We start from the raw sequence: 22,489 nt of genomic DNA, 5'->3' as shown, positions 1-22,489 counted from the left end.
AATGTCCTGCTTTCCCCCATTGTCACGCCCTTGCCGCGGCCCACACGGTGGCGCGGGCGAGCAGGGTCTTGAACGTCTCGTCGCGGCAGCTCTCGGCGTTGTGGCCGAGGGCGATGTAGGCGACGCGGCCCTTGCCGTGGCCCTTCGTCCACACGACGGGCACCGTCTTGCCGCGCCAGAGGGCCGTGGCCAGGATGTTGTTGTTCGGGTCGTAGCCCGTGATGTATTGCTCGTCGGTGACGAAGAACTCCTCGATGTCCTTCGTGATCGGGTGGGTCGTGTCCACCACGCTCACCTGGTACTGGCGATAGCGCGGGTGAGTGACGAAGTAGCCGCCGACGAAGTAGCGATAGGTCGAGCACTCGCGGAACGAGTCGGCCGCCGAGTGGATGCCCACGTAGCCCTTGCCGCCCTCGACGAACTTGAGCAGGCCCTTGAGCTGCGGCTCGGTGATCGAGCCGACCGTGTGGTAGAAGACGATGACATCGTAGGGGTCGAGGTTCGGGGCGACCAGGCAGTCGAGGTCGTTGTTCACCCGCGTGATCTCGAACTGCCCTGCGGCCTCGAGCGCCGCCTGGATCGCGTCGCCGCAGCCCTTCCAGTCGTGAATCTCGCCGCCCGAGTACACCAGCGTCTTCAGCTTCGCCACAGCGTCGTCCTCGAAAGATTGCCCTGAGACACCGAGGCCCCGGTTGCCTCGAGTGGCCTATCAATACCATGTCGGCAAGGCCGGATCAAGCCGATTGAACCGCGGAAGACTTTGCGATAGACTGCCGACGATCAGTTCCTCAACCCAAGGAGCAACCGATGGCCAGACCCGCGCGCCGACCCGAGGTGGTGGCGATCTACTGCCCGCTGTGGCACAACTACGACCACGCCAGCTCGTGGAAGGGCGAGGGCTGGTGCGAGTGGGAACTCGTGAAGTCCGCCATCCCGCGCTTCCCCGGCCATCGCCAGCCGTTGCGCCCCGAATGGGGCTGCTTCGACGAGAGCGACCCCGCCTGGGCCGCCCGCGAGGCCACCCTGGCCGCCGACCACGGCATTGACGTGTTCCTCTTCGACTGGTACTGGTACAGCGGCGTGCGCATCATGGAGGAGGCGCTCGAACAGGGCTTCCTCAAGACCCCCGCGCGCCGCCTGAAGTTCGCCCTCATGTGGGCCAATCACGATTGGGCCGACTACTTTCCCCCGCCCTTCGGCAAGCCGTGGAACATGTGGCTCCCCAGCCGCCACTCGGCCCGCGACCTCGAGCGCGTGATGGACTACTCGATCGAGCACTACTTCGCCCAGCCCAACTACTGGCAGGTGGGCGGACGCCTCTTCTACAGTGTCTTCCAGCCCGTCAAGTTCGTCAACGAGCTGGGCGGGGCGCCGGCCACGCGCAAGCTCCTGGCCAAGATGGACCGCAAGCTCCGCGCCGCCGGCCTGCCGCCCCTGCACTGGAACGCCATGCTCTGGTCGCCCGACCCCGTGCCCATGCTCAAGGAGGCCGGCTTCCGCAGCACGACCACCTACGTGGTGAACTCGTCGGGCAAGGCCGGCCCCGACCTCCTTGACCGCTACGAGGACGTGATGGCCGCCCACCGCGCCTCGTGGCAGCGCCTGAGCGCCGCCCCCCTGCCCCACCTGCCCGTCGTCTCGATGGGCTGGGACGTCACGCCCCGCTGCGTCGCCGACCTGCCTTGGCCCTTCCCGCCCTCCCCCGCCACCGGGCGGCACGACTACCCGTACATGTCCCTCGTCGTGGGCAACACGCCCGAGCTCTATGGCCAGCTCTGCGCCGACGCCCGCCGCCACATCGAGGCCGACCCCGCCAAGCCCTTCGCCGTGATGCTCAACGCCTGGAACGAGTGGACCGAGGGCAGCTACCTGCTGCCCGAGGAGCGCACGGGCACGGCCTACCTCGAGGCCCTGCGAGCCACGTTCCCCCGCTAGGGGCCTGCCATTTTGGCAGCCGACGCCGTCCCGGTGCACTGCCCCGATCTGCTACGCATCGAGCGCCATATTACACAAGTCGCTCTAGAGTATACACTTAGAAAGCAGGCCCTCCTCGGGGTCAGTCTGTTGGCACACTCGTTGCTTTGGCGATTTCAGGCCGACGAGAAAGAGCGAGCGGCTACGGTGGCCGCTCGACGCAACCCCTAGCACAAGGAGGGATGAACATGCTGTGGCCAAGGAGAGTGCGAGACCTGTGGCCGTGGGAGCCCCTGCGCGAGATGCAGCGCCTCGAGCGCGACATGCACCGCCTCTTCTCGGGCCTCATGCCCGCCACCGCCGCGCGCGTCTGGCCGCCCGTCAACGTGTGGACCGGCCGCGACGACACCGTCGTGACCGCTGAGCTGCCGGGCGTGGCGCCCGACAAGCTCGACATCTCGGTCGTGGGCGACACCCTCACCCTCAGCGGCACCCGCGAACCCGTCGAGGCCAGGGAAGGCCAGGTGGTGAACCAGCTCGAACGCGAGTCCGGCAGCTTCACCCGAACCATTCAGCTCCCCTATCGCGTCGAGCCCGAGAAGGTCGAGGCCACCTACGCCAAGGGCGTGCTCCGCATCCGTCTCCCCCGGCTCGAAGCCGACAAGCCCAAGCAAATCGCCGTCAAGGCGAGCAACTGAGAAAGGAGGGACACCCCCATGGCACCCGACAGCAAGGAACTCCAGAAGCAGGCGGCCCAGACACAGCCCATCGAGGCCGAGCGCGCCGAGAGGACGCCCGTCTTCGCCCCCGCCGCCGACATCTACGAGACCGACCACGGCGCCGTGCTCCTCGTGGACCTCCCCGGTTGCGACGAGGGCGCCGTGGACGTGCGGGTCGAGGACGGCGTGCTCACCGTCACCGGCCGCGTCGCCCCCGAGGCCGTGCCCGACCACGAGCTCACCTACTGCGAGTATCGCCAGGGCAACTACGAGCGGGCCTTCACCGTGTCCGAACTCATTGACACCGAGAAGATCGAGGCGACCGTGAAGGACGGCGTCCTGCGCCTCGCCCTGCCCAAGGTCGAGGCCGCCAAGCCCAAGAAGGTCAAGATCAAGGTCAACTGAGCCCGCTTCTGCACCATCCGGCCCGGGAGCTCCCTGGCGCCCCGGGCCGGACCCTCTCCACACAATGCCCGGCGCTGCAACGCGGCAGAGGCCCTGTCCCCCTCCCCCCATACCTGCTCACCGCCAGGAGAGGCCCCGACTGGCCGGAACCACGAGAACCGCCCGTTCTCGCCCCTCCGCTCATACCCGCTCATCGCCCGGACGGGCGCGGTATGGCCGGAACCGCGAGAATCGCCAATCCTCGCCCATCCACCCATACTTGCTCACTTCCTCCCCTCAAGGGTGAGCAAGCATGCACGAGCCGCGCCGGGCCGCTCGGCTCCGCCGACTCCACTTGGCTCCCCAGAACGCCTCATTCAGTTATAACGCATTGGCATTACGATGCTTGCAACTCCATCGAGCGTCGAGTGCCAGGCACCGCGTCGCACGGGCAACCCGGCCGGCCTTCGCGCTCAGGCGCTCTTGCGCGGGCCGTCTTGGGCCGGCTCCACGGGGTCGTAGCCGCCCTTGCTCCAGGGGTTGCAGCGCAGGATGCGCCAGGCCGTGAGCAGGGCGCCGCGGAGGAAGCCCTTCTTGCGGAACGCCTCGATGGCGTAGTTCGAACAGGTGGGCTCGAAGCGGCAACAGGGCGGGATCAGGGGCGAGAGGCACGCCTGGTAGCAGCGGACGAGGAAGATGCCGACACGCCTCATCATGGCGCGGCCTCGCAGCGGCGGCCGAGCAGGCGGAGGAGCTCGGCCGCGATGGCCTCGGGGGCGGGCTCCGCCCAGTTGGTGGCGGGGATCACCACGAGGTCCAGCCCCCCGGGCAGCTCGTGTTTGCGGGTGCGGAACGCCTCGCGGATGAGGCGCTTGGCGCGGTTGCGGGCGACGGCGGAGCGCCAGCCGCGCCGCAGGGCGATGCCCAGCCGGCTGTGCGCCAGGCCGTTGGGGGCGTAGCACACGACGAGGGCCTGGCCGCGGCCGCGGCGGCCCTGCTCGAACACGCGGTCGAAGTCGCGCGTCGCCCGCAGGCGCTCGTCGCGTGAGAAGCCGTGTGCCTTGGCCATCGCCGCTCGGTTCACGCCGCCGGGCCGCTTCAGGGCTTGCGGGGCAGGATTCGGGGGAAGTAGATCCACAGGTGGCCGAGGTCGTCGTCCTCGCCGAAGTAGAGCTGCCCGTCGCGCCCCACGGCCGCGTCGCCGAACACGTAGCCGTAGCGGCGGCGTTCGAGCACGGAGACGGCGCAGCCCAGGTCGGCGAGGCTCCTGGCGGCGGGGTTGTAGCAGAACAAGCGCGCGATCCCCTCGCCGCAGGGGCCGTAGAGCCGGCCGTCGGCGGTCACGGCCATCGGGCCCACGGGGGCGTTCCGCGCCGTGCCCAGCCTGCCGCTGAAGCCACGGCCCTCGGCGAACGAGTAGAGGTTCCCGTCGGAGTCGGCCGTGTAGAGCCGGCCGCTGGCGGCGTCTCTGCCCCACATCAGGGCGGCACAGGCATCCTGCCCGTGGGCATTGCCCCACGAGCCCTCGGGCAGGCGCACGGCCCGGCGCTTGAGCTCGCCCTGCCGCGTGTTGAAGCGCCAGAGGGTGTTCCCCTCGTCGGGGCCGAAGACGTTGCCTCGGGAGCCCACGGCGAGGCGCGCGCGGCCGGGCACTTCGGCGGCAAGCTGGGGCTTCCCCTCGTCGGGGTGCATGGTGAAGAGGTGGCCCTCGGTGACGCCGACGATGAGGCCGCGGTCCGGGGTGCGCACGGCGTGGAGGATGCGTTCGCCGGGCGCGGGCGCGCCCAGGTCCTCGAGGGGCTGGCGGCTGAAGCCCCACTCCTGGAGGAGGTCGAAGGGCAGCCCATGCAGGCCGCGGGCGACGGCCCGGCCGCCGCCCGGGCCGTTGACGAAGGCCACCACCCGCCTGGCGCCGCAGCAGACGGCGGCGCACTGTGTGGCCTCGGGCGGCGCGCCCAGGTCGAATACCATGCCCGTGGCGCCGTGGAACATGCCGACGAACAGGTGGCTGGCGCGCCCGCTCGTGCCGCCGTAGACCATCCAGTTGGGGGCCACGTCGAGCGCGGTGATGTGGCTCTCGTCGGCCACGACGGGCACGCTGGCCCCCGGGAAGCAGAGGGGGAAGGCCACGAGCGTGCCCTCCTTGACGAAGGTGCCGTGCACGATCTCGTCGCGCAGGGCCTGGGCTTCGGGCGACTTGAGGTCGAAGGGCTGCCGTTTGCTCATTCGGGGTGTCCTGAGGGGATGGGGACCTTCTTCATGCGGTAACGGAGGGCCTCCCGGCTGATGCCGAGGTAGCGGGCGGTGCGGCTCTGGTTGTAGCCGTGCTTCTCGAGGGCGCGCTGGATGAGGCGGCGCATGGTCGCCTCGAGGTCCAGGCCCGACTCGGGCAGCGGGGCCTCGGCCGGCGGCACGCTGGCGGGCGGCGACTCGCCGCTCAGGAACGCCAGGTGCCGGGCCTCGACGACGGGGCCCCGCTGCGTGAGCACGACCCGCTCGATGACGTTGCGCAGCTCGCGCACGTTGCCGTGCCAGGGCGATTGCAGGAGGATCTGCTCGGCCTCGGGCGCGATCTGGCGGAAGGGGTTGTCGAAGCGCTCGGCAAACTCCCGGAGGAAGTGCCGAGCGAAGGGCAGGATTTCCTCGCGCCGCTCGCGCAGCGGCGGCACGCGCAGGTGCCCGACGTGGAGGCGGTAGTACAGGTCCCGGCGGAACAGCCCTCGGGCCACCGCCTCGCGGAGGTCGCGGTTGGTGGCGCTGAGGATGCGCGCGCGCACCGTCACCTCCCGCGGGCTGCCCACGGGGTAGAAGGTGCCCTGCTCGAGGAAGCGCAGGAGCTTGACCTGGCTGCCCATGTCGAGCTCGCCGATCTCGTCGAGGAACAGCGTGCCCCCATCCGCGGAGCGGATCATGCCGGGCGCGCCGTCGGCGCGCGCGCCGGTGAAGGCGCCGGGCGCGTAGCCGAAGAGCTCGGCCTCCACGAGCGTGCGCGGGATGGCCCCGCAGTTGATGGCCACGAAGGGGCGGCTGTAGTCGTCGTCGCGGTGGTGGATGTAGTGGGCCACCAGGTCCTTGCCCACGCCGCTCTCGCCCTCGATGAGCACGGGCATGTCGGGCAGCGCGCGGTAGCGGTCGGCCAGCTCGAGCAGGCGGCGCGTGGCGTCGGAGAACACGAGGATGGCGGCCGGCCCCAGGCGGGTCTGGTAGGCCTGGCGCAGGAAGGCGTTCTCGGCGCGCAGGTGGCGCACCTCGAGCGCGCGCTGGAGGCTCAGCAGCAGGGCCTCGTAGTTCAGCGGCTTCTGGATGAAGTCGTGCGCGCCCCGCCGCATGGCCTGCACGGCCTTCTCGATGTCGCCGGCGCCCGTGTAGATGATCACCTGGCACCGCGGGCACGCGGCCTTGAGCTCGGGGAGCAGGTCGAGGCCGTCGCGGTCCGGCATCATGAGGTCGAGCACGGCGGCGTCGGGCTGGAACTCCTGGGCCGCGCGCGCGGCCTCGCGGGCGTCGGTCACCGCGCGCACGGTGTAGCCGTGCTGGCCGAGGAAGCCGGCCAGGTACTTGGCCACCGTGGGGTCGTCGTCAACGATCAATGCGCGCGGCATGGGCCGGCTCCAGCGGCAGCTCGATGCGGAACGTGGTGCCCTGGCCCGGGGCGCTCTGGACGCGGATGGAGCCGTCGTGCGCGGCCACGAGGCGCTCGCACAGCGAGAGGCCCAGGCCGACCCCCTGGCCGGTCCCGGAGTAGAAGGGGCTGAAGAGGCGGCCCAGGTCCTCCGGCGGAATCCCCACGCCCGTGTCGGCCACGGTGATGACCACGCGCCCCGGTTCGCCGTGGGCGCACAGGGTCAGGCGCCCCCCGCTGGGCATGGCCTTGCAGGCGTTGAGGATGAGGTGCACCAGCACCTGCTCGAGCTGCGCGGGGTCGGCCACCAGGTCGGGCAGGTCGGGGGGCAGCGAGACCTGGAACTCGATGGCGTGCCGCCGAGCGTGGCTGGCCGCCAGTTGGCGGGCGTTCGCCACGATGTCGGCCAGACGGCACTTCCGCAGCACGGGCGGCCGAGCCCGGGCGAAGTCCAGCAGCCGCGACACCGTGTCGTTGATGCGCACCAGGCAGTGGTCGAGGTCCGCCAGGCACTCGCGCCCCTCGGCGTTGCCGCCCACGAGGCGCTCGAGGGCGCGCAGGGCGAGCGCCATGCCGGCCAGGGGGTTGCGGATCTGGTGCGCCATCATCGTGGTCATCTCGCCCACCACGGCCAGGCGTTGCGAACGCAGCAGCTCCGCCTCCAGGCGCTTCTGCTCCGTGATGTCCATGATGATGCTCTGGCGGCGCACGACGCGGCCGGCGGAGTCGGCCACCGGCACGGAGACCTCGCCGGCGTGGTAGACGGGGCTCCCGGCGCGGTGCACCGCGCGGTACTCCATCCGGTAGGGCGCGGCCGAGGCCATCGCCCGGCGCATCTGCTCCGCCACGCGCTCGCGGTCCTCCAGGTGGATGCAGCGGAGGCCCAGCTCGCGGTCCGCATAGAAGTCCTTCGGCGCATAGCCCAGAAACCGCTCGACGTTGGCGCTGATGAACTCGATGGCGGGGGGCCACGTGGGCTGCATGACGCACAGCACGCAGGGCAGATGCTCGATAAAAGAGCAGAACCAGGGATGCTCGATGACGCTGGCTACATCGGGATCCACGGCTCGTCCCTTGAGAACAAATGCCCCCCAGTTGTCGGCCATTCTAGCGCGCGCCGTGCAGCCGATCAAGGATTCCGCGCGCCCCGCGGGGACCGGCGCGGATGGCGGCGTTTGACCTCTGCCGCGAGGTGTGGTATCAGTGAGGGGGGAGATGGCGCCCCCGCGGCGGCCAGATGCAGGAAGCCCTCGTGAGCATGCCGCACGAGAACCCGCCCAGACCCCGCAAGCTCAGGCGCAAGCCGGCGAAGGCCGGCGCCGCGCGCCCCGAGCCGTCCACGGCCCGGATTTACGAGCTCATTCACGAGGCAGAGGCCCTCTACCAGAGCGGCCACTACCGCGAGGCGATGGCCACGTGCCGCAAGCTGGCCAAGCTGGACCCTACGAATGTCATGCCCGAGCAGATGATCGAGGGCTGCCGCCGCGAGATTCTCAAGCGCCGCGGCATGCTGCTGGTCCTCCTGGTGGCCCTGGCCGCCGCGGGCCTCGGCGTCGCCTTCGCCTATGCCTTCATCGTGCGGATCAACATCCGCCCCGCGCCCGGCACGCTCCGGCTCAGGGAGTTGCAGTCGCAGAGCTTCGTCGTCTCTTCGCCCATCGGGCGCCACAGGGGCCTCGAGTACCGATGGACCCTTCTGGACGCCGACGGGCAGCCGGTGCCCGCCCACGAGCGGGGCACGCTCTCGCAGCACGACTCGGTGCCGTGGGACTGCTGGTATGTTCCCCCGCACAGCCTCGTGCCCGGCGCGAACGGCGCGGAGCCGGTCGTGCGCCGGCTCGTGATGTCGGCCAGCGACGCCTCGCACCGCGAGGTGGCTCACGCGGAATGGGTGATCCAGGTCTTCGACACCCCGCAGCCGCCGCGGGTGCTGGCGCACAGCCCGCGGAGCGACGAGCGGCTCTCCGTGGTCGCGGGCGGCGGCGAGCGCACCTTCCAGGTCGCCGCCGCCGATGGGGACGGGGGCTCCGACCTGACCTACGAGTGGCTCGTGGGCGGAACGCCCGTGCACAAGGGGTCCGAGGCGTCGTGGACCTATCGCCCCGCCGCCGATGCCCTGCCCGCCGGCAGGACGGGGCGCGAGACCCCGGGCGACCCGCCCCTCGAGTTCACCTGCCGCGTCACCAATCGCCACGGCGACCCGACGCCTGTCTCGGTCACCTGGAGGCTGCGCCTCGTCCGCTCCAACGCGCCGCCGCAGCTCCTCGCCTTCGAACCCGAGCTGGCCGGCCTCGTGCTTCTTCGCGAAGGCGAGGAGCGCAAGATCAAGGTCCGGCCCTTCGACCCCGACGAGGGCGACCTCGAGACCCTGCGCTACGCCTGGGAGCTGGATGGGACGCTGCTCTCGCGCAGCCCCACGTGCACCCTGTCGTTCCCGCACGACGTCACCGACAAGGAGAAGCGCTTCACCCTGCGCCTCACCGTCACCGACTCCTGCGGGGCGAGCGTCGAGCGGTCCTGGCAGATTGCGGTGCTGGACGCGCCGAGGCCCGCGGCCCCCTCGGGCTACTGACCGGGGCCCGGGCTGCCGGCTGCGTTTCGCCCCACCCACAAGCTCAGGAGGTGCCGCATGTTCCAACGAGCACACGCGGTCCTGTCGGGGACGCCTCGCCGCGGCGGGCGCGTCCTCCTCGCCCTGGCCCTTCTCGTGGCCGCCGGCCGCGGGCAGGCGGCCGCGTTGGTCAACCCCTCGTTCGAGCAGGGCGACGTGGCGCCCCTCGGCTGGCGCCTCGAGGGCCAAGGCGTCTGGGAAAAGACCGGCCGCACCGGCGAGCGCGCCGTCAGCGTGACCGGGACGGGGCAGGACTCGGGCTTCTGGCGCACGACCGGGCCGCTCTTCGACCCGGGCGCGCTCTACCGCGTGGCGTTCTGGGCGAAGGGCGAGGGGGCCACGGGCGGCTGTGTCATCGCCGGGCCGAGCTTCTGCAACCGCGACTTCTCGGCGCAGCCCGCCTGGCAGCGCCACGCCTTCGCCTTCGTCGCGCCCAACGACACGGCAGACGCCTTCCTGCGCTTCGGCCACTGGCAGGTGAAGGGCAAGATCGTGTTCGATGACATCGAGCTCAAGCCCACCCAGGCCGTCCACGAGCGCTTCGGCTCCGGCGGCGGGGTCGTGGTGGCGGGAGGCGCCAACGTCGTCGTCAACGTCATCGGCGGCCCGGGCGGCGTGCAGATCGCCGGCCTGCCCGGCCAGCAGACCGGCCTCGTGCTCGGCGAGGGCGAGGAGATCGTGGGCAACCGCTACACCTTCGCCGCCCCGCTCGCCGGCGAGGGGGCCAACCACTCGCACCCGCTCGAGACCTTCCGCTGCGGTTTCAACTCGCATCGCTGGTGCTTTGACGGCAAGGCGGAGGTCGTCTACAAGCACCTCATCCCCGGCCATCCGCACCAGGCCGCCACCGTCGAGGCCAACTGCAACTACCACACGGGCGGCAAAGGCTTCGTGGACGTGGGCACCGACGGCGCCGACTGGACGACGGTGGCCACCTTCGAGAAGGTGGGGCGCATCCGGGCCGAAGTTCCCAAGGACCTCCTGCCCGCCAGCGCCCTTTTCGTCCGCCTCCGAGCCGATGAGAAGGCCAGCTTCCAGGTGGACGATTACCTGTTCACCTCAACCCTCGACGCGGACCTCGGCGAGATGCGCGGCTCGACCGCCTACCTCGACATCCAGACCGCCGACCCCGCCTTCCCCGTCACCGTCCTCTCCTTGCCCAGCGCCGCGCCGACCAGCGGCTGGAGCGTCTCGATCCGCAACCTGGCGGGCGTGCCCGCGAAGTTTGCGCTCAAGGCCACCGTGACCGACGAGAGCGGGCGCGAGGTGGCTCAGCAGGGCGGGGCCTCGGTCTCGGCGTCCGTCTCCATCACCGTCGGCGGCATGGGGCCGGGCGAGCCGCCGCCAGTTCAGGAGTCCACCACCCAGATGAGCGCCGGCGGGCCGCTCCGCACCCCGGGCAACAACACTGTCACCCTCATCGTCACCGCCGATGGCCGCGAGGTCTTCAAGGCCAGCGCCCTGCGCAAGCTGCCCGTCCTCCACGATGCCTCCTACGGCTACGCCCTGCCATCCGACCCGAACTGCCCCCTCTGGTGGTGCGAGGGGCCGTACAAGGTGAGCCGCACCCGCCCCGTGCCGACCGCGCAGAAGCCTGCCATCGAGGTCGCCGCCGCTCGCCATGATTACGAGCCGTTCCAGCTTGTGCTGCGTCCCAAGGCCGAGCTGAAGAACCTCCGCGTTCAAGTCTCGGCCCTCAAGTGCGGCGAGGCCACGCTCGCCCCCGAGCACATTCGTGTCGAGCGGGTCGAATACCTCCGCGTCGCGCGGCCCACCGATGCGGCAGGCGTCCGTGGCTGGTGGCCCGACCCCTTGCCTCCCTTCGAGCAAGGCGCCACCCTCGCCGCCGACCGCAACCACCCCCTCTGGTTCACCGTCTACGTGCCGCCCGGCCAGCCGGCCGGCGACTACCTCGGGAACATCGAACTCAGTGCCGAAGGAGGGAAGGTGTGGGTGGCCCTCAAGCTCCGCGTCTACGACTTCGCGCTGCCCAAGACCACCCGCCTCCAGACCGCCTTCGGCCTCGACCATGGCGTCATCCGCCGCTACCACAACCTGGAGACCGAGACGGAGCTTCGCAAGGTCCTCGACCTCTATCTCGCCAACTTCGCCGCCCATCGCATCGCCCCCTACACCCCCGCCCCCCTCGACCCCTTCAAGGTCGAGTTCTCCACCGGCCCCTGGGACGGCGGCACGATTGACCCCAAGGACCCCAAGGAGGGCAAGCAATGCCTCCGCGTGGACGACGCGGACCCGCGAAGCTGCGTGGCTGCGCACAACACGACGCCCATCGCAGTGGACGTGGCGAAGGGCTACCAGTTCTCGTGGTGGGCCAAGACGGCCAAGCCCGGCCAGAAGTACCTCGTCACCCTCGAGCAGCGCGACGCCGCCGGCCAGTGGATCTGGGGCAACAACATTGACTTCCTCCGCGAGGGCAACGGCCAGTGGCAGCAGGAGCGCGCCGGCGTCATCGGCCAGGGCGGCAAGCCGCTCAACCCGAAGACGAAGAGCATCCTCATCGCCCTCCGCCCCGTGCCCTGGAGCGACGAAGGCACCGACACCGGCACCGCGTGGTTCGATGACGTCCGCTTCGAGACCGCCGAGGGGCAGAACCTCGTGGCTGACGGCGGCTTCGAGCAGGGCACGGGCGAACTGAAGGCGACGATTGACTTCGCGGCCTTCGACCGCGAGTGCGAAAAGTGGCTCGGCGAGGGCGGCTTCAACGCCCTCATGGTCGGCCTCAAAGGCATGGGCGGCGGCTCGTTCCACTCGCGCGCGGCGGGGCGCATCGGCGGCTACGTCCAGGGCAGCCCCGAGTACGACCAGCTCATGGCCAGCCAGGGCAAGCAGATTGTGGACCATCTGAAGGCGAAAGGCTGGCTCGAGCGGGCCTACATCTACTGGTTCGACGAGCCGGAGCCGCGCGACTACGAGTTCGTGATTGACGGCATGAAGCTCCTCAAGCGCGTGGCCCCCGGCCTCACCCGCATGCTCACCGAGCAGCCCGAGCCGCCGCTCTATGGCTACGTGGACCTCTGGTGCCCCGTCGTGAGCGCCGTGAAGCCCGAAGCCATCGCCGAGCGGCGGAAGGCGGGCGAGCGATTCTGGTGGTATCTGTGCTGCGGCCCCCACGCCCCCTACATCGGCCTCTTCATTGACCACCCCGCCGTGGACCTCCGCGTGTGGGCCTGGCTCAGCCGCAAGTGGGGCGTCGAGGGGCAACTCGTCTGGACGAGCAACTACTGGACCAGCTCCGCCGCCTTCCCCGACCCCGACATTCAGAACCCCTGGGCCGACCCGATGAGCTACGTTTCGGGCTACGACTTCACCCCTGGCAAGATCGGCTACTGGGGCAACGGCGACGGACGCTTTCTCTACCCGCCCAACCGCGACCCGAAGACAGATAAGGCCAAGCACCTCACCGGCCCCGTCAACTCGATCCGCTGGGAGATGCTCCGCGAGGGCATCGAGGATTACGAACTGTTCGCTCTCCTCGACACCCTCATTGCCAAGGCCAAGGCGTCGGGCAGGGCCGCCGACCTCCTCCCCGAGGCCGAGAAGCTGGCCGTCGTGCCCGACGAGGTGATCAAGGACGACAAGACCTACTCCAAAGACCCGCAGCCCCTCCTCGCCCATCGCCGCAAAGTGGCCGAGATGGTGGAGCGACTCACCCAAGCCATAAGATGACCCGCTTGGAGGCAATGCTTTGGACGCAACCCGCAGAGAGTTCCTCGCCTGTGCCGCCTCGATGGTCGTTCTCAGCGGCCCGCTGGCATCGGCCGGAGAGCCGCTCCTCACCTTCGCCGCCGTTTCCGATACGCATCTGGGCAAGGGGGGCGACGGGCCGGCCAAGGTGCTCGCCGAGGTGGTGCAAGAGATCAATGACTCGCCGGCCGAGTTCACGCTGTTCCTCGGGGACCTGGTGGACACCGGGGCGAAGAACGAGGAGCAATACCCTAAGTGGCTCGAGACCGCGAAGGGCCTCCGGAAGCCCTTCTACGCCATCCCCGGCAACCACGACCCCGTGGAGTTCTTCAGGAAACACGTCCGCGCCGAAACGGACTATGCCTTCGACCACCAGGGCTTCCGCTTCGTGCTCTTCAACGACACCGAGGCGGACAGCCACGACGGCGCGGTGACGCCCGAGCAGCTCAAGTGGCTGACCCAGCAGGTGGACGATGCGGCGGGGAAGAAGCTCCGCGTCGTCCTGTGCGCCCACATTGCGGCGCACCCCAACAAGCACCCCGACGTCGGCTGGTGGGTGCGCAAGGGCGAGAAGGAACTCGACGCGCTCCTGACGGCTCGGGGCGGCGACCCCATCGTGGCGTTCCTCAGCGGCCACTTCCACTGCGGCCTGCGTGGCTGGAGCGACCGCAGCGGCGTCCACGAGATTGTGTTTCCCGCGCTCGCCTGGAACGGCGACCGCAAGCTGGAGACGGCGCCCGGTTTCTCCCTGAAGGAGTCGCGCAAGGGCTACGCGCTCGTCGAGGTCCACGCGAAGGAGCTCAAGGTGCGCTACAAGCCCGTCGGCGCGCCGCCGCAGGGCGACCTCGTTCTTGGCCTGCACTGACCCGGAGGCAACGTGCTGCGCCGATTCCTGCCCTTCCGCATTCCGCACTCCGCACTTCGCACGGCCCTGGCTTGCGGCTTGTGGCTTGCGGCTTGCGGCCTGGCCGCTTGTTCGCGCCCGCGAGCGCCGCAGGCGTGGCAGCCGCGGGAGTTCCTCATCGCGCTCCGCGGCGCGCCGCCCCCCAAGCCGGCCCTCTATGCCCAGATCGCGCAGGCGGGGTTCAATGTGGTTGCCGAGGGGGTGGGCTCCGATGCCCTCGATCTCGCGCACCGCTACCGCCTCAAGGTCATCCTCGGCCAGATCGGCCTCGACGCCAGGACGCTGAGCAACCCAGCCGACCAGCGGAGTGTGGCCGACGCGATCCGGCGGTTCGATTCCCATCCCGCGCTCTGGGGCTACTTCGTGGGCGACGAGGCGCTGGAGGGCCAGCTCGCCGACCTTGCGGCGCTGGCCGAGTTCGCCCGCCGCCACGACCCGACGCACCCCGTGTTTCTGAGCCTGCTGCCGTGCGACGCGTGGGTCGGCCCCGCGCTGGCGACAGCCGATTACGCGGGCTACGTGGAGCGCTTCATCCGCGAGGCGCGGCCCTCGTTGCTCAACTTCGGGCACTTCCCGTTCCGCGAGAAGGGCGACAGCGAGTTCTACTTTGAGAACCTCGAGTTGATTCGCCGCGCGGCGCTCGGGCACGGTTTGCCTTTCTACCCGACCCTCCAGGCCGCGAGCTGGCCGGGCATGCGCCCGCCCACCGAAGGCGAGATGCGCTGGCTCGTCTACACGGCGCTGGCCTATGGGGCGAAGGGCGTGGTGTGGTTCCGCTATTGGGGCGCGCCCGCCGGCAGCCGCGAGGGGATCGTAGAGCCCGACGGCCTGCTCACCGAGCGCTATCGCATCGTGGCCGATCTGAACGCCGACCTCCGCGCGCTCGGGCCGGTGGTGCTGCCTCTGCGGTCGGCGGCCGTGTACCACACGGGGCCGACGCCCGTCGGGGCCACGCGGCTGCCGGTCCACGGCCTCGTCGGCTCGGTGGAGGGGGGCGGGTTCGTTGTCGGCGAGCTCGAGGACGCGGCGGGCGGGAAGCACGTGCTCGTCGTCAACCGCGATGCGGCCCGAGCGACGACCGTGAGGCTGACGCTCAACCGCCCGTGCAAGGGCCTCGCCTGGTTCGACCCCGCGGCGCGTGCGTGGGCGCCGCAGGCGGCTGCCGTGGACCGGTTCCAGTCCGTTGCAGAGTTCTCACTCCCCCCCGGCGGCGGTCGCCTGCTGCGGCTGGGCGAAGCGGCGAAGTAGCCCCTCCTCACTTCGCCGCCGCTCCGGCGGCCTGGGTGGCGCGCTCGACCAGCGACGCGAGGGCCGCGCGCGCGGCGCGCAGGGCCCTGGGGTCCTGGGTGAAGTGCGTCAGGTCCTTCACCACGGAGTCATCAATGGCGAGGGCTTTCTCGGCCTCGGCCACGAGGGCCTCGTGGCCGCCTGCCTTCTTGAGCTTCGCCACGGCGTCGCGGAGGAGCCAGAGGGTCTCGTAGTCCTCGATGCCGTCGCGGAAGTTCTCGAGGCGCACCGACGAGAGGGGCCGGCCGTCGGGGCCGGGGTAGAGGAGCTGGCCGTCGCCGTGGTGGCGGCCGCCCTGCTGATTGACGAACGTGGCCGGGTCCCACGCGCCCTCGGGCCAGCGCGGCTCGGCCTTGTAATTGTCGCGCCAGCAGTTGAGGCTCCAGTAGAGGAAGCCGGTGACGCCGAACTTCCAGGTTTGCCAGAGCAGGATGCGGTGGTCGAGGCCCGGCCACTCGATCATCAGGTTGGCGTAGGGCTTGCCCGGGCCGCAGCACACGTACCACCATACCACGTCGCCCTTGGCCTGCTGGGGCTGCATCTCATCCTTGCGATAGCGGCCGGTCACGGGCGCCCAGATGTCGAGCACGTCGTCGAGGGCGGGAACGGGGTTGTCCTTGTAGAAGGTCTGAAGCAGGCGCAGGCCGGGCGTGGCGGCCCGGAGGGCGGAGTAGAGCTCGCGGGCGATGTCGTAGTGCTCCTTGCCGATCTCGTCGTGGCAGTAAACATAGGCCTTGGGCAGCCAGCCGCGGGCCTTCACGCGGTCGTAGAGCTTGCGGATGGCGGCGATCTGCGGTTCGTTGTGTTTCCGCCGCTCCTCGGGCGTGCCCTGCTTGGGCCAGGCATAGGCGAGGCCGAAGCAGGCGCCGCCGCGCTCGAGCTGGCGGGCAACGAGGCGCTCGAGGTCGCGCTCCAGGTGCGACCAGTCGTAGAGCGCGGGGCAGATGCGGCGGTCGAGGCAGAAGTCCATCCACGCCTCATACATCTCGACGGGCACGTCCTTGAGACGGTAGAAGCGCTGGAGCTCGTCGGGGCGGAGGAGGAAGCACGTTTCGAGGTGCTGTTGCTTTGGAATGGCGAAATCCCACACGCGGAGCTCGATGGGCAGGGACTGCTGCGGCTGCCCTTCGGCCCTTACGGTGACCTTGCCGCGGTAGAGGCCGGGCGGGGCGTCGCCCGGCACGCGTACGCTGAGCCATACGGGCTGGACCTCCCCGGCCTTCACATCGAACGGGGCCGCGGGCATGAGCGGGTCGGGCCACCAGCCTTCGCGGGGCGCCTTGTAGGCGGGCTTCTCGGTCTTCACGTAGCCGACGACGTTCCAGGTGACGTTGGCCTTCGGGATGAGCGAGCGGCCGCATCGCAGATCGCTCGCCTCAATCGAGACGGAGCGCAGGCCGGCCTTGCTGGTCGGCGCGACGACGAGTTGGATGCCCTCGACCTCATGGCGGGCCGCTTCGAGGGTGAGCTTCTCGGCGGGGCCGCGGGTCCACGCCTCGTCGCGGAAGACCTTCTCCATTGTGTCGGCCGAGCCGAGCGCGAAAGCTGCGGGCCGCGTGAACGGCAGCCGGCAGGCGGGCAGCAGTAGAAGCAGCGCAGGAAACAGCCAACGCATTGTGACCTCCTCACTCCCTCCCCTGCCTGGCCATTCGGCGGCGGTAGTAGTCGGCGATGACGGCGGCGATGATGACGCCGCCCGTGATGAGCCGCTTGGTGGGCTCCTGGGCGCCGAGCTGCACCAGCCCCGCGCCCAGCACGGCGATGATGAGCACGCCGAAGAAGGACGCCACGACCGAGCCGCGCCCGCCCATCAGGCTCGTGCCGCCGATCACCACGGCCGCGATGGCCTGAAGCTCGCAGCCGGTGCCGGCGTTGGGGTCGGCCGACGACAGGCGGCCCGTCTGAAGCAGCGCGGCCACCGCGGCCAGCAGGCCGCACAGGCGGAAGACGGCCCGTTTGACGGGACGCGGGTCTATGCCCGACAGGCGCACGGCTTCCTCGTTGGTGCCGATGGCCACCACGTAGCGCCCGAACACCGTGCGGGAGAGGCAGAACTGCCCCACGACCACAATGTAGAGCGCGAGCACGAACGGGATGGGCAGGCCAAAGAGCCGGGTGCTCGCCACGATCTCGATGGCCCGGCCGATGTACTGCGTCTGGGAGGACGAGACCAGGTAGGCGCCGCCGCGCGCCATCTCGAGCATGCCGAGCGTGACGATGAACGAGGGGAGGCGCCAGCGGACAGTGATGAACCCGTTGGCGAGGCCGCACGCCATTCCCACCCCCAGGCAGGCCGCCACGGCGGCGGTGAAGGTCCATAGGCTCAGCGCATGAAGCGGCACGCGGGAGAGCGAGAGCATCACGCCCAGCACGGAGCTGCTGAGGGCGAGCACGGAGCCGACCGACAGGTCAATGCCGCCCAGGATGAGCACGTAGGTCATGCCCACGGCGATGATCACCGAGTCGGGCACCTGCGCGGCGATCAGCTCCAGCACGTTGACGGTCACGAAGTGGCGGCCCGAGCGGACCCAGATGAGCGCCTCGAAGACGCCGAGCAGGCCAAGGAGCACGGCGACGAGGCCGGCGTACTCGAAGGCGGCACGCGCCAGGTGCCGCCGCCAGCGTGGGGTCTCGTCCTCGCTCATCATACGGCCGCCTTTGCAGCAGAGGCCGCGTAGCCGCTCAGGGCCGCCGCCATGATCTTGTCCTGCGTCCACTCGCCGCGCGCGAACGTGGCGGCGAGGCGTCCCGCCGACATCACGGCGATGCGGTCGCACATGGCCAGCAGTTCCAGCAGGTCGGAGGAGGCCATCACGATCGCCTTTCCCTGTTCGGCCAGGCCCGAGAGGAGCTGGTAGAGGGCGAACTTCGTCCCCACGTCAATCCCCCGGGTCGGCTCGTCGAGCAGCAGCACGCGGCAGTCGCGGTAGAGCCAGCGGGCCATGACCACCTTCTGCTGGGTGCCGCCGCTGAGTTCGGCCACGGGCTGCTCGACCGAGCGGCACTGGATGCCCAGGGTCCTGGCGAGGCGCTGGGCCACGGCCTCCTCCTCGCCGCTCCGCAGCACGCCGCCCGGTCCCGCCAGGGCCTCGAGCCGCGCGAGCGTGACGTTATGGCGGATGGGCAGTGGCAGGAGGAGGCCCTGCTGCTTGCGGTCCTCGGTGACGAGGGCGAGGCCCAGCCGCACGGCGTCGCGCGGCGAGCGGATGCGGGCCGGGCGGGGCGAGCCGCCGAGGAACACCTGGCCCGCGTCGGGGCGGTCGGCGCCGAAGATCGCGCGGAGCGTCTCGGTGCGGCCCGAGCCCATGAGGCCGGCGAGGCCGAGGATTTCGCCCTCGCGTGCCTCGAAACTCACGTCGCGGATGGCCGCGCCTCGCGAGAGGCCGGCGACACGGAGCGCGATGGCGCCGGTCTGCGGGCGGGCTGGGCGCTGGACCTCGCCCAGGTCGCGGCCAACCATCAGGCGGATGATCTCGTCGAGCAGTGCCGCGCTCGTGGGCCGCGCGTCCTTCCTGGCGGCCGGGGGGGCATGCCTCGCGGGCGGCGTGTCCTCACGCCGCGAATCGGGGGATGAGGACGTCCCGCCCACAGTTCCTGCTGGGGCTGTGGCCGATGTGTCCTTCCGCGTAGCCGGCGTGTCCCCACGCGGCGCCGGCGGGGGCGCGGGGATTGTCGCGCTTTCGCGCGAAAGCGCGACGGTCCCATCGTCCCACTGGTGCCGCGCGGTGCCGGCCTCCTGTGTGCTGCCCTCCCGCGCGGGGCCGCGGGGCCGGGAGGCCCCACCCACAATCCTCATGCCGACGATGCGGCCGTCGCGCAGCACGGTGATGCGGTCGGCGATCTGGAGGATTTCCTCCATGCGGTGCGAGATGTAGAGGATGGCGGCGCCTTGGCGCCTGAGGCGGCGAATCTCGCCGAAGAGCCGCGCGGTCTCGGCCTCGGTGAGCGCGGCGGTGGGCTCGTCGAGGATGAGCACACGGCAGTGGCCCGCGAGGCCCGCGGCGATCTCGACGAGTTGCTGCTGCCCGACCCCGAGCGCGCGGACCGGGCGGTCGGGCGGCACGCCGTCGAGCCCCACGCGGGCCATGGCCTCACGGGCCTGGGCGCGGAGCCGGCGATTGCATACCATGCCGAGGCGGCTCGGGAGGTTGCCGAGGAAGAGGTTCTCGGCGATGGACAGGTTGGGGATGAGGTTGAGTTCCTGCATCACCATGCGAACGCCGGCGCGCTCGGCATCGTGCTTGGAGGCGGGAGCGTAGGCCTGGCCGGCGAGCGTCATCGCGCCGGCGTCGGGCCGCGTGAGGCCGGCGACGATGCGGGCGAGGGTGGTCTTGCCGGCGCCGTTCTCGCCGACGAGGGCGTGGACTTCGCCGGGGCGCAGGTCGAGGGACACATCGAGGAGCACCGGGCCTGCATAGGCCTTGGAGAGGCCGGCGAGGGTGAGCAGGGCCTCGGCGGGTTCCATGGCCGGGTCACTTCGTCTCCGTCGGGGCCTTGCGTTCGGCCTGCTTCTTCAGGTCGTCGGCGGTGATAAGGTCCACCTGCGTTTCCTTGTAGTCGGATGCCTCGGGGGTGAGGTGTCCGCCGAGGATGTCGAGGGCGTGGCGGATGCCCTCGACGGCGATCTGGTCGGCGTGCTGGTCCACGGTGCACAGGATGTTGCCGGCGAGGATTTCCTTCTGGACGGCTTCGATGTTGTCGTAGCCGACGACGAGCACGGAGCCGAGCTTGCCGGCGGCGCGCAGGGCGGCCACGGCGCCGAGGGCCATGTTGTCGTTCGCGCAGAGGATGGCCTTGAGGTTCGGGTGCTGGGCGAGCAGGCCCGAGGTCACCTTCTCGGCCTCGTCCATGTGCCAGTTGGCGGTCTGTTTGGCCACGATCTTCATGCCGGCGGCGTCCATGGCGGCCTCGAAGCCGAGCTTGCGCATGATGCCGTTGACGGCGTTGGGCATGCCCTCGAGGATGGCCACTTCGTCGCCGGGCTTGAGCTTCTTGGCGAGGTATTCGCCGGCCATGCGCGCGCCTTTGCGGTTGTCGGGGCCGACGAAGGGGATCTTGACGGCCTTCTCCTCGAGCGCTTCGTCGTCGAACTTGTTGTCAATATTGACGACCTCGATTCCGGCGTCCTTGGCCTTCTTGCAGACGGGGACGAGGGCCTTGGAGTCGGCGGGGGCGATGACGAGGGCGTTGACCTTCTGCGCGATCATCTGTTCCACGAGGGCCACCTGGGCGGCTACGTCGCGCTCATCCTTGATGCCGTTGGAGATGAGTTCGTAGCGGGTGGGGTCCTTCTGCTGGTGCTTGCGCGCCCCTTCTTCCATGGTCTTGAAGAACTCGTTGGCGAGCGATTTCATCACGAGCGCGACCCGCTTGGGCTGGCCGGCGGGGGGCGGCGCGTCGTCGCCGCCGCCGCAGCCGCCGAGCAGGCAGGCCGCCGCGAGCGCACACCATCCGCCTGCCACCCGGTGGGAAACGATTCGTTTGATCATTGTGGCGTTCCTTTCTGTCTGGCGGCGATCGGTCACTCGCTGACAAGTTTGATGACGGCCCAGAAGCCGGTCTCGTATTGCCAGCCGCTGGGCGCGTTGAGGAGTTCGACGAGGATGCTCCGGCCCGCGTAGGCCGAGAGGTCCACCTTGGCGTCCATCCACCCGCCGTAGGCGGTGGTCTTGCCCACGGGCTTGCGGAAGAGCTCCTTGTGGTCGGCGCGGACCACAAGGTCCCAGTTCCCCTTCGGGTCGTGGCCGACGACGAGCTGCACCGTGGTCTTCTTGCCGACGGGCACGTCCACCTGGCGGCTCAGCACGCAGGGGTTTCCCTGGCTGAGGGGGTGGGTGACGAGCACGTTTTTCTTGCCGCCCCATTCGGCGCGCAGGCCGGGGTTCTCGGCGTCGCCGCAGTTGGCTATCGCCCAGCCGGGGGCGAACTTGGCCACGTCGGCCTGGATGTTCACGGCCCCGCCGGGCGTCTGGATCTGTTTCATCTCGTCCTCGGTGAAGCGGCTGTTGGCGATGGGGCCGGGAGCCCAGCACTGCTCGAGGGCCGACGGCTTTGGGGCCTGGACGGGGATCAGCAACACCTCCTCGCCCTGGCCGTCCCTCTCGATCTTGCCGCCCGCGCGGGCGACGGCCTGGCGTGCGAGCTTCTCGCACACGGCGATGAGCGCGGGGAAGTTGTAGGGGGTGTGGCTGAACTTGCCTTCGGGGTTGAGGGCGGACTTGAAGGTGTCGGGCAGCTTCTCGAAGCCGAGGGTGGTGAAGAGCACGCCGGCGGCGCTGGAGGGGTTGCAGTCGGAGTCCTGCCCGCAGCGGCACGAGATGAGGATGGTCTGGTCGGGGTCGCGCTCTCCGTAGAGCACGCCCATCACCACGTAGGCGCCGTTGATCTTCGCGTCAATGTTGAAGTCGCCCTTCGGCCCGCTGCACGAGGCTTTGCGATAGTCGGGGTTCAGGTGGTACTTCTCGTTGAGGAGGCCCCAGGTCTTCTCCCAGTCCTTGGGGTTCTCGTTGTACCACTTGAGCACGTCGCGGATGCATTCGGCGTACTGGCTGCCGTCGGGGATGCAGGCGAGGCCGGCCTCGACGAGCTTGACGGGGTCGCTCTCGAAGAAGGCTTCGGCGTACATGCCCCCGATGAACTGGCCGCCGTAGAGGCCGTCGCCGTAGTTCATCAGGCGGCCGAACTTCTCGCCCAGCTCGATCACAGTGTTGGGCAGGCCGGGCGCGAGGAGGCCCGAGAAGTCCGCCTCGATCTGGTAGTCAATATCGTCGGCGTGCTTGTTGAAGTGGGGGTGGCCGCTGTCGGGCGGGGCGATGCCGCGGCGGAGGCTGTCGCGCCCCGCCTTGTTCGCGTGCCAGAGGGCGTAGCCGCTGTTGGCGAAGTCAATGCCGGCCTGGCGCGCCGAGGCGTCGAAGCCGTGTTCCTCGAGCGTGCGCAGGAACGTCATCTCCACGTAGATGTCGTCCTGATTGAACTGATTCACCATTCCCGGGTTCCACTTGGGCATCTTATCGGCGGGGATGATCTTGCCCTTGTAGCGGAACTCGGTGGGCGCGCCCCAGCCCACGCCGGCCATCTGGCCGATCCAGCCGGCCTTCATCCTGTCGAGATACTCGCGGACCGGGAGCCGGCGGAACTCGCCCGCCACTCCCGCGGCGGCCACAACGCCCATGAGACCCAGGACTGCGATCGGCTTGCGCATGGCTTGACTCCTCGGGCCACCCTCACCGGATTGCCCCATGACTATACCAAGCTTGTCCGTCCACTGCAAGAAGGACCCGCGGCTCAGGAGGCGGTTGCGTTGTGGGGATGTGTCGAGAGGGCAGCGAGTTACGAGGGAAGGC

At 70.0% G+C, this 22,489-nt stretch carries 18 protein-coding genes; 7 read left to right on the top strand and 11 right to left on the bottom strand.

The window, feature by feature from the left end; translation table 11 throughout:
* Positions 1 to 22: 22 nt before the first annotated feature.
* Positions 23 to 649 carry a ThuA domain-containing protein gene (locus PLE19_06850; GenBank protein HPD14647.1) on the bottom strand — a complete coding sequence of 209 codons (627 nt, stop codon included), beginning with the start codon at positions 647 to 649 and terminating at the stop codon, positions 23 to 25.
* 158 nt (positions 650 to 807) lie between these two features.
* Here PLE19_06850 and PLE19_06845 point away from each other — a divergent pair, with 158 nt between their 5' ends.
* The 3 genes from PLE19_06845 (at position 808) to PLE19_06835 (ending at position 3,038) form a co-directional block, all read left to right on the top strand.
* Complete coding sequence (locus PLE19_06845; protein ID HPD14646.1) at positions 808 to 1,935, top strand: glycoside hydrolase family 99-like domain-containing protein; 1,128 nt, start codon at positions 808 to 810, stop codon at positions 1,933 to 1,935.
* Between the two features lie 227 nt (positions 1,936 to 2,162).
* Complete coding sequence (locus tag PLE19_06840; GenBank protein HPD14645.1) at positions 2,163 to 2,612, top strand: Hsp20/alpha crystallin family protein; 450 nt, start codon at positions 2,163 to 2,165, stop codon at positions 2,610 to 2,612.
* An 18-nt stretch (positions 2,613 to 2,630) separates the two neighbouring features.
* On the top strand, positions 2,631 to 3,038 hold the full coding sequence (locus tag PLE19_06835; GenBank protein HPD14644.1) for an Hsp20/alpha crystallin family protein: 408 nt from the start codon (positions 2,631 to 2,633) through the stop codon (positions 3,036 to 3,038).
* A gap of 452 nt (positions 3,039 to 3,490) precedes the next feature.
* Here the strand turns inward: PLE19_06835 and yidD are convergent, their stop codons facing one another.
* From yidD to PLE19_06810, 5 genes are read right to left on the bottom strand one after another with little or no spacing between them, the layout of a single operon-like run.
* Positions 3,491 to 3,730, bottom strand: coding sequence for a membrane protein insertion efficiency factor YidD (gene yidD / locus PLE19_06830; GenBank protein HPD14643.1), 240 nt, complete (start codon positions 3,728 to 3,730; stop codon positions 3,491 to 3,493).
* Entirely contained in the window at positions 3,730 to 4,086 is a 357-nt protein-coding gene (rnpA, locus tag PLE19_06825; protein ID HPD14642.1) for a ribonuclease P protein component, read from the bottom strand. The genes yidD and rnpA overlap by 1 nt, the downstream gene beginning before the upstream one ends.
* Before the next feature lie 29 nt (positions 4,087 to 4,115).
* Positions 4,116 to 5,243, bottom strand: coding sequence for a hypothetical protein (locus PLE19_06820; protein HPD14641.1), 1,128 nt, complete (start codon positions 5,241 to 5,243; stop codon positions 4,116 to 4,118).
* A complete protein-coding gene (locus PLE19_06815; GenBank protein ID HPD14640.1) occupies positions 5,240 to 6,619 on the bottom strand; it encodes a sigma-54 dependent transcriptional regulator in 1,380 nt (459 codons plus the stop codon). The genes PLE19_06820 and PLE19_06815 overlap by 4 nt, the downstream gene beginning before the upstream one ends.
* Positions 6,597 to 7,745, bottom strand: coding sequence for an ATP-binding protein (locus tag PLE19_06810; GenBank protein ID HPD14639.1), 1,149 nt, complete (start codon positions 7,743 to 7,745; stop codon positions 6,597 to 6,599). Before PLE19_06810 ends, PLE19_06815 begins: the two co-directional genes overlap by 23 nt.
* 146 nt (positions 7,746 to 7,891) lie before the next feature.
* Here PLE19_06810 and PLE19_06805 point away from each other — a divergent pair, with 146 nt between their 5' ends.
* The 4 genes from PLE19_06805 to PLE19_06790 are packed head-to-tail and all read left to right on the top strand — an operon-like array spanning position 7,892 to position 15,107.
* Positions 7,892 to 9,211 (top strand): hypothetical protein, encoded by a 1,320-nt coding sequence (locus PLE19_06805; GenBank protein HPD14638.1) that lies wholly within the window; start codon positions 7,892 to 7,894, stop codon positions 9,209 to 9,211.
* Between the two features lie 57 nt (positions 9,212 to 9,268).
* A complete protein-coding gene (locus PLE19_06800; protein HPD14637.1) occupies positions 9,269 to 12,937 on the top strand; it encodes a DUF4091 domain-containing protein in 3,669 nt (1,222 codons plus the stop codon).
* Positions 12,938 to 12,956: 19 nt separating this feature from the next.
* On the top strand, positions 12,957 to 13,820 hold the full coding sequence (locus PLE19_06795) for a metallophosphoesterase (protein ID HPD14636.1): 864 nt from the start codon (positions 12,957 to 12,959) through the stop codon (positions 13,818 to 13,820).
* A 12-nt stretch (positions 13,821 to 13,832) separates the two neighbouring features.
* Complete coding sequence (locus PLE19_06790; GenBank protein HPD14635.1) at positions 13,833 to 15,107, top strand: hypothetical protein; 1,275 nt, start codon at positions 13,833 to 13,835, stop codon at positions 15,105 to 15,107.
* Between the two features lie 7 nt (positions 15,108 to 15,114).
* Here the strand turns inward: PLE19_06790 and PLE19_06785 are convergent, their stop codons facing one another.
* From PLE19_06785 to PLE19_06765, 5 genes are read right to left on the bottom strand one after another with little or no spacing between them, the layout of a single operon-like run.
* The gene (locus tag PLE19_06785; protein ID HPD14634.1) at positions 15,115 to 16,761 is read right to left on the bottom strand and encodes a DUF6067 family protein; all 1,647 of its coding nucleotides are present in this window, start codon (positions 16,759 to 16,761) and stop codon (positions 15,115 to 15,117) included.
* 10 nt (positions 16,762 to 16,771) lie between these two features.
* A complete protein-coding gene (locus PLE19_06780) occupies positions 16,772 to 17,791 on the bottom strand; it encodes an ABC transporter permease (GenBank protein HPD14633.1) in 1,020 nt (339 codons plus the stop codon).
* The gene (locus PLE19_06775) at positions 17,791 to 19,611 is read right to left on the bottom strand and encodes a sugar ABC transporter ATP-binding protein (GenBank protein ID HPD14632.1); all 1,821 of its coding nucleotides are present in this window, start codon (positions 19,609 to 19,611) and stop codon (positions 17,791 to 17,793) included. Before PLE19_06775 ends, PLE19_06780 begins: the two co-directional genes overlap by 1 nt.
* 7 nt (positions 19,612 to 19,618) lie before the next feature.
* Entirely contained in the window at positions 19,619 to 20,635 is a 1,017-nt protein-coding gene (locus tag PLE19_06770) for a sugar ABC transporter substrate-binding protein (GenBank protein ID HPD14631.1), read from the bottom strand.
* 32 nt (positions 20,636 to 20,667) lie between these two features.
* The gene (locus PLE19_06765; protein ID HPD14630.1) at positions 20,668 to 22,347 is read right to left on the bottom strand and encodes an ADP-ribosylglycohydrolase family protein; all 1,680 of its coding nucleotides are present in this window, start codon (positions 22,345 to 22,347) and stop codon (positions 20,668 to 20,670) included.
* Positions 22,348 to 22,489: the final 142 nt, after the last annotated feature.

The sequence above is a fragment of the Planctomycetota bacterium genome (assembly GCA_035384565.1).
Lineage (GTDB): Bacteria > Planctomycetota > PUPC01 > DSUN01 > DSUN01 > DAOOIT01.
The sequence above is the reverse complement of the archived record's forward strand: the minus strand, read 5'-3'. Positions and strand labels throughout refer to the sequence as shown.